This is a genomic window from Lentzea aerocolonigenes (assembly GCF_000955955.1).
Lineage (GTDB): Bacteria > Actinomycetota > Actinomycetes > Mycobacteriales > Pseudonocardiaceae > Lentzea > Lentzea aerocolonigenes_A.
This window is the reverse complement of record NZ_JYJG01000574.1, coordinates 1-7778: the sequence shown is the minus strand read 5'-3', so window position 1 is coordinate 7778 and position 7778 is coordinate 1. Positions and strand designations below refer to the sequence as shown.

The 7778-nt window shown below is 68.1% G+C and carries 8 protein-coding genes; 5 read left to right on the top strand and 3 right to left on the bottom strand.

The window, feature by feature from the left end; translation table 11 throughout:
* Positions 1-15: 15 nt before the first annotated feature.
* The gene (gene ahcY, locus UK23_RS47300) at positions 16-1479 is read right to left on the bottom strand and encodes an adenosylhomocysteinase (protein ID WP_045318421.1); all 1464 of its coding nucleotides are present in this window, start codon (positions 1477-1479) and stop codon (positions 16-18) included.
* Between the two features lie 98 nt (positions 1480-1577).
* Between ahcY and UK23_RS47295 the strand changes: the two genes are divergently transcribed.
* Together UK23_RS47295 and UK23_RS47290 are read left to right on the top strand one after the other, a co-directional pair.
* On the top strand, positions 1578-3983 hold the full coding sequence (locus UK23_RS47295; protein ID WP_045318424.1) for a hypothetical protein: 2406 nt from the start codon (positions 1578-1580) through the stop codon (positions 3981-3983).
* A gap of 10 nt (positions 3984-3993) precedes the next feature.
* Complete coding sequence (locus tag UK23_RS47290) at positions 3994-4518, top strand: GNAT family N-acetyltransferase (protein ID WP_045318420.1); 525 nt, start codon at positions 3994-3996, stop codon at positions 4516-4518.
* Here UK23_RS47290 and UK23_RS47285 read toward each other — a convergent pair.
* Complete coding sequence (locus UK23_RS47285) at positions 4511-5089, bottom strand: TetR/AcrR family transcriptional regulator (RefSeq protein WP_231115009.1); 579 nt, start codon at positions 5087-5089, stop codon at positions 4511-4513. The two genes, UK23_RS47290 and UK23_RS47285, sit on opposite strands and share 8 nt — an antisense overlap.
* A gap of 78 nt (positions 5090-5167) precedes the next feature.
* On the opposite strand from UK23_RS47285, the gene UK23_RS47280 reads away from it, so the two are divergent.
* Together UK23_RS47280 and UK23_RS47275 are read left to right on the top strand one after the other, a co-directional pair.
* Positions 5168-5647: a DUF2975 domain-containing protein gene (locus tag UK23_RS47280; RefSeq protein ID WP_045318419.1), complete on the top strand. Its 480-nt coding sequence runs from the start codon at positions 5168-5170 to the stop codon at positions 5645-5647.
* The gene (locus UK23_RS47275) at positions 5647-5865 is read left to right on the top strand and encodes a helix-turn-helix domain-containing protein (RefSeq protein ID WP_045318418.1); all 219 of its coding nucleotides are present in this window, start codon (positions 5647-5649) and stop codon (positions 5863-5865) included. Before UK23_RS47280 ends, UK23_RS47275 begins: the two co-directional genes overlap by 1 nt.
* On the opposite strand, the gene UK23_RS47270 is transcribed toward UK23_RS47275, so the two are convergent.
* Positions 5862-7124: a glutamate mutase L gene (locus UK23_RS47270; RefSeq protein WP_231115008.1), complete on the bottom strand. Its 1263-nt coding sequence runs from the start codon at positions 7122-7124 to the stop codon at positions 5862-5864. The genes UK23_RS47275 and UK23_RS47270 overlap by 4 nt on opposite strands.
* Here UK23_RS47270 and UK23_RS47265 point away from each other — a divergent pair.
* Complete coding sequence (locus tag UK23_RS47265; RefSeq protein ID WP_045318417.1) at positions 7114-7719, top strand: hypothetical protein; 606 nt, start codon at positions 7114-7116, stop codon at positions 7717-7719. The two genes, UK23_RS47270 and UK23_RS47265, sit on opposite strands and share 11 nt — an antisense overlap.
* Positions 7720-7778 lie beyond the last annotated feature (59 nt).

The window sequence follows — 7778 nt, the reverse complement described above, 5'->3', positions numbered from 1 at the left end:
CCCTTCATCGTGAACTCAGTAGCGGTAGTGGTCCGCCTTGAACGGGCCCTCGACGTCGACGTCGATGTACTCGGCCTGGTCCTTGGTCAGCTTGGTGAGCTTGCCGCCGAGCGCCTCCAGGTGGATGCGGGCGACCTTCTCGTCCAGCACCTTGGGCAGGCGGTAGACCTCGTTGTCGTACTCCTCGTGCTTGGTGAACAGCTCGATCTGCGCGATCACCTGGTTCGAGAAGGAGTTCGACATGACGAACGACGGGTGGCCGGTCGCGTTGCCGAGGTTCAGCAGGCGGCCCTCGGACAGCACGATGATCGAGCGGCCGTTGGGGAACACCCACTCGTCGACCTGCGGCTTGATGTTGTTGCGGCGGATCCCGGGGTAGCGGGCGAGGCCGGCCATGTCGATCTCGTTGTCGAAGTGGCCGATGTTGCCGACGATCGCCTGGTGCTTCATCTGCGCCATGTGCTCGACCATCACGACGTCCTTGTTGCCCGTCGTGGTGATGATGATGTCGGCCTTGTCGAGGACGTCCTCGAGGCGCTCGACCGCGTAGCCGTCCATGGCGGCCTGCAGGGCGCAGATCGGGTCGATCTCGGTGACGATCACGCGACCGCCCTGGCCGCGCAGCGACTCCGCCGCGCCCTTGCCGACGTCGCCGTAGCCCGCGACGACGCAGACCTTGCCGCCGATGAGGACGTCGGTGCCGCGGTTGATGCCGTCGATCAGCGAGTGGCGGATGCCGTAGCGGTTGTCGAACTTCGACTTCGTCACGGCGTCGTTGACGTTGATCGCCGGGAAGAGCAGCTCACCGGCGGCGGCCAGCTGGTACAGGCGCATGACGCCCGTCGTGGTCTCCTCGGTGACGCCGCGGATGCCCGCCGCGATGTTCGTCCACTTCTTGCCGTCCGCCGCGAGCGAGGCGCGCAGCGTCTCGAGGATGATCTTCCACTCCTCGGCGTCGTCGGCCTCGGCGTTCGGGACGACACCGGCCGCCTCGTACTGCACGCCCTTGTGGACCAGCAGCGTCGCGTCGCCGCCGTCGTCCAGGATCATGTTCGGACCCTTGCCGTCCGGCCAGGTGAGCATCTGCTCGGCCGTCCACCAGTACTCCTCGAGCGTCTCGCCCTTCCACGCGAAGCACGGGACGCCCTTGGGCTCCTCCTCCGTGCCGTACGGGCCGACGACGACGGCAGCGGCCGCGTGGTCCTGGGTCGAGAAGATGTTGCAAGAAGCCCAGCGCACCTCGGCGCCGAGGTCGACCAGCGTCTCGATGAGAACGGCCGTCTGGATGGTCATGTGCAGCGAGCCCGAGACGCGCGCACCCTTGAGCGGGTACACCCCGGAGTACTCGCGACGGAACGCCATCAGGCCGGGCATCTCGTGCTCGGCCAGGCGGATCTCCTTGCGGCCGAACTCGTGGAGCGAGAGATCGGCGACGGCGAAGTCGATCCCGTTGCGGGTCTGCAAGCGGTCCGAGGTCATTGCGAAGTCCTCCAGGGCACTTCAGAAAGGGTGTCTTGCGACCATACCGCCCGCCGATGCACCACTATGACCCCTACTTTGGGTGAGGGAGGTCTCGGGTGTTGATCGCGGGCCCGGACACACGCGTCGTCGAGCTGCGGGTGCACGGCGTGCAGGGCACGACGCCGCAGACGCTGGTCGACGCCGTCGCGGCCGTGGACGTTGCGGGAGACGGGCTCGGGCGCATCGTGCGCCCGGCGGACAGACTCCGCAGGCCCGCGCCGGGCCCGGTGCTGCAGACCGAGGGACGCTCCGTGCCCCGCGTGGTCGAGGGGTACCTCTGGGGTGGGATGACGTCCGGAGGTGTGGCCAAGGCCACGTGGGCGCTGCTGTTCCCGTTCAGCATCGCGAACGTCGCGCACTGGATGCTGCCTCCTGTTCCGGAGAAGAACCTGCCCGGCCACCTGCTCGGACTCTGCCTGCGGTCGTTGCTGCGGGTGTTCGCGCTGCTCCTGACAGCGCTGCTGGTCGCGCAGGTCTCCGTGGTGAGCCTCGACCTGCTCGCCGCCCAGTGCCTGCGGCCGGGTGCGGCGTGTCTGACCAGCATTCCAACCGATGTGCGACTGCTGCCCTGGTTCCGCACGTTTCTGGGACTTCTGCCAGTCATCGTGTTGATCTCCGTGATGCGGCGGATCTCGCACGTCGAGTGGCGGATCGAGCGGCGGGAGATCGCGGACGCCGAGGAGTCGGAGCAGTCGCCTTCTAGTGGGCTGCCTGGCGCGCACGTCGCCACTGACCCGGACACGCCTGCTTTGCGTTCGTTGCACGTCGTCGTCGCGCTGGCGGTGGGCTCGCTGATTGCGCTCGGCGGGCCGTTGAAGCAGCTCACGGCTAGTGGGCCGATGGGTGTGGCGGTTAGTTCCGCGTGGGTCGTGGCGTTGGTGTTCATCGGGGTGTCGGTGCTCGGTGTGCTGCTGCTCGACGATCCGACCGGTGGGGCGCCTCATCGTGGTGGACGGTGGTTGCGCGCCGCTCTGGGTCGTAAGCCTCGCCGGGTGCTGATGGTGTTGTCGGCGCTTTTGGTGCTGACGACGTTGGGACTGCAGGAGCAGCTGCCCACTCGCGTTCCCGGTGCGGACGTGACCGTGCAGGTCTTGGCGTTGCTGCTGGCGTTCGTGCTGGTGTTGTTCGGGGCCTTGCTGGTGCCGGCCGCTCTGCTGGCTCGCAAGTCCTGGGCTTCGTTGCCGCGTGAGCTGCGGCCTTGGGCAGGCGGGTGGTTCTCGGCGCCCGTTCTGGCCATTGCCGGACTGCTGGGTGGCGGGTTCGGGGCCGGGATCGCGCTGCCGGTGCGGAAAGCTCTGGGTGACGGGCTGGCTCTGCCGGTCGGCTACTCCTACATCACTCTTTTGTGGGGTGTTGCCGGGGCGTTGGGGTTGCTGAGCACGTTCGCGGTGGCTTCTTTCACCAGCGCGGTGAGGTGGCGGGCGTTCCGCAAGGGCAAGGTGTGGGCGCGCGAAGCCTCTCTGCTGCACTCGGGCCGGATGCGTGACCTGCGCACCGCGACTCGGGCGTGGTGGTGGGCACGTTGGGAACGCAACCACGGGCATCACCTGATCATGATCATCGCTTCGGTGCTGGTGGTCGGTGCGGTGGTGGCGACTTTCCTTCGGGTGCGCAACGTGCCGCTGCCTTCGTGGACGGTGCCGGTTTCGGCTTTCGGCGTGTTCGTGCTCGGGTTGCTGGCTGTGTCTCTGTTGCGGGCCGTGTACTTGGCGGCTCGGCAGCCGGAGTCGGGGCGGCGGCTGGGGATCATCGCGGACGTGGCGCAGTTCTGGCCGCGTGAGGCGCATCCGATCGTGCCGCCTTGTTATGCGTTGAAGGTCGTGCCGGAGCTGGTTTCGCGCGTGCAGGACCACCTGCGCGACCCCGGGACTCGGGTGGTCCTCTGCGGACATTCGCAGGGGTCGTTGCTCGTTGCTGTTGCGGCGGCGCGGTTGTTGGAGGACCTGCCTGCGCACGACCGTGAGCGGATCGGGCTCGTGACGGCTGGTTCGCAGTTGCAGTGGGCCTATCCGCGGGCGTTTCCGGCCGTGGTGCCGCATGCGTCGCTGGCCCGGTTGGCTGGCGGACTGGACGGGCGTTGGCGGGCGTTGTGCCGGGGAACGGATCCGTTGGGCGGCGCGGTGACGACGTGGCGGCGGCAAGTATTCGACGGAATGCTTTTGGGTGTCGGGTACCGGGAGGACGGCTCGGAGGGTGCCTTGGCGCCTGCCCTGCGCGGGCCTACCGGGGCGCTGGTGCTCGGGGGCGACCACTGGTTGCCGGATCCGCAGCGGGGACCGTTTCCTGGCCGTCGGTGGCGGTCCGGGGTGTCGGCGCACTCGGACTACACGTCGGATCCGGAGTGGGATCGGGCGGTGGCGATCGCGGCTGGGCTGCTGGACGTGGACGCGCCCGAAGCGCCGCCGTTGCCGTTCGCGCGGAGGCCGGAAACCCGGTCGCGGGACACGCTGGGCGGCTCCTAGTCTCCGGCTCATGCTGACTGGTGATCTCGTACGTCTGCGGCCGCTCGAACCGGAGGACGCCGACGCGCTCTACCGCTGGCACAACGACGAGAACGTCATGCGCTGGCTGCAGGCCTACTTCCACGAGTCGCTGGCCGGGTTGCGCAAGCGCCTCGCCGACCGCGAGGAGAACTCGTACGAGAAGGTCACGCTCTGCGTCGAGACGGTGGAGGAGCGCAAGACCATCGGCATCGTCGCGTTGCGGGACGCGGACCCGGTCAACGCGCGCGGCAAGGTCGACATCTACATCGGCGAGCAGGAGTACTGGGGCGGCGGCTACGGCACGGACGCGCTGCGCACGCTCTGCCGGTACGGGTTCCGCACGTTGCGGCTGCACTCGATCGAGCTCACCGTGGTCGAGGCGAACGAACGGGCGATCCGGTCGTACCAGAAACTCGGCTTCCAGGTGGACGGGCGGCTGCGGCAGGCGTTCCACCGCGACGGCGAGTGGCACGACGAACTGCTGATGTGCGTGCTCGCCGACGAGCTCACGTGAGCGCCGGCGCGAGGTGGCTGATCGCCTCGCGCAGGTGGTCCTCCACGGACGTCGCCGTCATCACGACCAGGCCGGACGGGCGCAGGTCCACCCAGCGCTGCATGCCGATCCGCGCCGCCGCCGACACCGCGGCGGCCAGGACCTCGGCGCCCAACTCGGACTTGCCCAGCCGTTCGGCGATCACCTCGGCGATCGGCGGTTCCATGGAAGCGGTCGAGTCGAGGTAGGCCTCGCGCAACGCCGGGGTCGAGTTGATCAGGGTGACGGCTTCGGACGGCGGTTCGCGGTACTGCTCGGCGAAAGCGGCGATGATCGACTCGACCAAGGGCTCGGCAGCAGGCCGGGACCGCAGTGCGGAGGCGACGGCCTCGGCGCGGGAGGCCGTGATGCCCGCGACGATCGCGTGTTCGCGGCTCGGGAAGTAGTTGTTGTAGGTGCGCGGGGAGACGCCCGCGGCCTCGGCGATCTCGTCGACGCGCACGTTGTCGACGCCCTTCTCCAGGGCCAGCCGCAGGGCGGCTTCCGACAGCGCTGCTCGGGTCTCGGTCTTCTTGCGCTCACGCAGTCCCACGGCGATCACTGTAGAGACCTGTTGCAACACGATCACTACCGATTGACTTTCGATAGATCACTACCGATACTCGATCGCATGATTTCTGAACGCTGGGCGGTGATGGCGCTCCGGTTCTTCCTGGTGGCGCTGTTCGGGGTCCTCGTCATGCTGGAGACGTTGTCGATCCCGGGCTCGTACCGGTACTCGGTCGAGCAGCACCCGGACCGCGCGACCGAGAACCTCGCGATCATGATCGTCGCGATCTTCTGGGTGCTGTGCGTGCAGGTGGTGATCGTGGCCACGTGGAAGCTGCTCACGTTGGTGCGCAAGGATCTGATCTTCACCGACGCTGCGATCAAGTGGGTCGACGTGATGGTCTGGGCGATCGCGGCCGGCTGGGTGGTCCTGGTGGCCGTGTTCATCTACCTCGGCTTCATCGCCGATGACCCCGGTGTGCTGGTGTTGTTCTTCGTGATCACGACGGGGGTTTCAGTGCTCGGGCTCGTGCTGATCGTCATGCGGGCGCTGTTGCAGCGGGCGACGACGTTGCGCGCCGACATGGAGTCGGTGATCTGATGGCGATCATCGTGCGCATCGACGTCGAGCTGGCCAAGCGCAAGATGAGCGTCGGCGAGTTCGCGGAGAAGGTCGGGCTGACGCCTGCCAACGTCGCGGTGCTGAAGAACGGGCGGGCGAAAGCCGTGCGGTTCAGCACTTTGGAGGCCATGTGCCGGGTGCTGGAGTGCCAGCCGGGTGACCTCCTGGAGTTCGTGGACGAGGAGGAGTCCGCCTAGGTCAGTCGCTTCGCGAGTCGGTCGGCGGCTTCGAGCCGCCCCGACTCGGCGAGCAGGCCCACCGGCGCCAGGACGTAGTCGCGATCGACGGTGATCTCGGCGGTGCGCAGGATTGGGCGCAGCACCGGGTCGCTGCGCAGCGCTTCGATCACCGGGGTGAGATCGGGCGTGTGCCGGAAGACGCCGCCGGACAACACCAGCAAGCCTGCGCCGTGCGGGCCGAGCTGGCCGTCGACCTGGCGCAGGTGCCGGCGGACGGCCAGGATCGCCGCGAACGACGCCAGCTTCACGTCGACCGTTGGATCGTCCGGGAGCCAGCCGACGTTCTCGGCACGCAGCTGGGCTTCGTGCGTGAGGTCTTCGGTGGTGAGGCGTTCGGCGTGGGCTTCCTTGACCACGCCCGGTGCCGACCAGCGCATGCCGAGGTCGCCTTCGACCGTGCGGCGGTCCGGCGGGAGGGCGACGGTCCGTTCCAGACCCTCGCTGTCCGCCGTGGACACCGCCGAGTAGACGTCCGTGGTCGCGCCGCCGACGTCCACCACCAACACTGCGCCTTCACGGTCCTGAGCGGCCAGTCTCGACACACCCGCCAGCACCGCGTCTGGCGTCACGGCGCGCACGAGCCGGCGGAAACGAGGGCCGCGCGAGAGGCCCTTGCCGCCGATCACGTGCTGCAGGAACGCCGCACGGATCGCCTTGCGAGCCGGTTCGGGGGCGAGCCGGCCTACGTCCGGGAGCACGTTCGGGCACGCCACGACGGTCCTCGACGCCAGCAGACGCAACGCTTCCGGCTGCGCCTCGATGTTGCCTGCCAGGACGATCGGCACGGCAACGCGGACGAGCTTGGCGGCGTTGTGGAGCAGGACCGACTGGTCGCCGCCGTCCGTGCCGCCGACCAGCAGCACGAGATCAGGAGCAGACGCCCGCAGCGCACGAACGTCGACCGGGCCCGCGCTGACGTGCACGATCTTGGCGCCCGCCGACAACGCGACCCGATAGCCGGCCTCGGCACTCACGACCCGTTCCTGGCCCACGACCGCGAGCCTGAGGCCACCGCCGGCCGACGAGCACGCCAGGATCTCGCCGTCACCGACCTCCGAGCGCAGCGCGTCGATGCCGTGCAACACCTCGGGCGGCGTGGTCGGGTGCTGTCCGGTCCGGACCAGCTCGCCCTCGTCGGTGAGAAGCGCGGCTTTGGTCCAGGTGGAACCGACGTCGAGGCACAGGATCACAAGGCAAGCTAACAGAATGAAGCTCACGCCCAAGGTGATCCTCGAAGGCACGCGGCTGACCGGCAAGACGGACCTGGCGTACGCGCTCAACGAGCACCCGCGGCTCGTCGGTCACCGCAAGTACCGCTACCACTCGCCGTTGATCTCGGCCGAGTGGAGCGCCTTCAGCAACGAGCCGTGGGGGCGCGGGCTGATCAACTTCGCGGAAGACGAGACCGAGCTGGCGCTGGAGACCTACGAGACGTGGGTGCGGCTGTTCGAACTGCAGCGCTACTACTCGTGGATCGTCGACCGGTTCCACCTGTCCACGCAGGCCTATCAGGCGACGCAGGGGCGTGAGTTCGACTTCGCGTGGCTGGAGGAACGGCTGAAGCCGCTGAACTTCGCGATCGTGCTGTGCACCCGGCCGGACGACACGTTCGAGGAAGCGCGCGCCGAGCGGCTGAAGATCAGCGCGAACCCGAAGCAGTACGTGTCGCTGGAGCCGTTCGTCGAGGAACAGCGCCAACTCCGCGAGCTCGCGAAGAAGTCGATCCTGCCCGTGTTCGAGTTCGACGTGACCAGGCACGGACCGGACGACGTGGCGGACTTCCTGGAGGACAACGACCTGCTGACCCTCTAGACGGCTGATTCCAAGGGGTCTGCTCTGTTGGCGTCTGCAAGTACCGCCAACTCTTGATC